1 protein-coding gene is annotated in these 1,376 nt (G+C 48.7%); it reads left to right on the top strand.

Annotation, left to right across the window (positions count from 1 at the left end; translation table 11 throughout):
• The coding region (locus KH400_RS29540; RefSeq protein WP_217227889.1) for a hypothetical protein at positions 1–1,376 on the top strand (1,376 nt) is incomplete at both ends.

The following is a 1,376-nucleotide window of genomic DNA, read 5'->3' as shown; positions in this document are numbered from 1 at the left end:
GAAAAGAAAAGGGGAAAAGAGGGAGAAGAGAAGGAGAAGAGAAGGGGAGGAAAAGGGAAAGAGGAGAGGGAAAGGAGAGAGAGAAGGGAGGAGGAAAAAAAAAAGGGAAGAGGAAGGAAAGAAAAAAGGGGGGAGAAAAGGGAGGGAAAGGAGAAAGGAGAGGGGGGGGAAAAGAGAGGGGGGGAGAAAGGGAGAGGAGGAAAAGGGGAAAGGGGGAAGAGGGGAGAAAAAAAAAGAGGGAAAGGAAAAGGGAGGAAAAAAGAGGAAGGAAGGGAGAGGAGGGAGAGGGAGGAGGGAGAAAGGGGAAGGGAGGGGAGAGAGGGAGGAGAAAAAGAGAAGGAAGGAAGAAAAAGAAGAGGAAGGAAAGAGGGGAGAGAGAAAAGAAGGGGAGAGAGGGGGAGAGGGAGGGGAAGAGAAAAAAAGAAGGAAGGAGAAAAAAGAAGGGGAGGGAAAAAAGGAAAAAAAAAGGAAAGAGAAGAAGGAGAAAAAGAAAAAAGGAGAGGGGAGGAGGAAGAAAAGGAAGAAAGGGAGGGAAGAAAGGAAAAAGGAAAAAGAGAAAGGGGAAAGGGGAAGGGAGAAGAAGAGGGAAAGAGGGAAAAAAAGGAAGAGAAAGAAGGGGGAGAAAGAGGAGAAAGAAGAAAGAAAGAGGAGAAAGAAAAGGGGGAAGGGGAAGGAAGGAGGGAAAAGGGAAAAAAGGGAAAGGAAGGAGAGAGGGAGGAGAAGGAGGGAGGGGAAAAAGAGAGAAGAGAGAGAGAAAGAAAAAAGGAGAAGGGGAGAAAAGGAAGAAAAGGGGGGAAGGAGAAAGGGAGAAAAAGGAAGGAGGAGAAAAGGAGAAAGAGAGGGGAAAAGAAGAGAGAGAGAAAAAGGAGAGAAGGGGGAAGGGGGGGAAGAAGGGGAAGAGAAAAAAAGAAAGAAAGAGGAGAAGGAGGGAGAGAGAAAAAGAGGAGAGAGAGGAAAAGAGGAGGAAGAAAGAAGGGGAGAAGGGGGGAGAGGGGGAGGAGAAGAGAAAGGAGAAAGAAGGGGAGAAGAGGAGGAGAGAGAAAAAGAGAGGAGAGGGAGGGAGGGGGAAGGAGAAGGGAGGGGGGAAAAAAGAGAGAAAAAAGAAGAAGGAAGAGAAGAAGAGGAAAAGAAAGGAGGAAGGGAGGGGGAAGGGGGGGAAGAGGAAAGGGAAGGAAGAGAGAAGGAAAGGGGGAAAAAGGGGGAAAAAGAGGGAAAGAGAGAGAGAGAAGGGAAAGAAGGGAAAGAAGAGAAAGAAAGGGAGGAAGAAGGAAAGGAAGGAAGGAAGGGGAAAGAAAAGGGAAGGGGAAGGGGGAAAAAGAAAAGGAGGGAAAGGAAGGGGAAAGGGGGAGGGGAGGGGGAAGGAGGGAAGAAGAGGA

The sequence above is a fragment of the Desertibacillus haloalkaliphilus genome (genome assembly GCF_019039105.1).
GTDB lineage: Bacteria > Bacillota > Bacilli > Bacillales > KJ1-10-99 > Desertibacillus > Desertibacillus haloalkaliphilus.
Note: the sequence above shows the minus strand (reverse complement) of the source record. Positions and strands in the feature narration are given on the sequence as shown.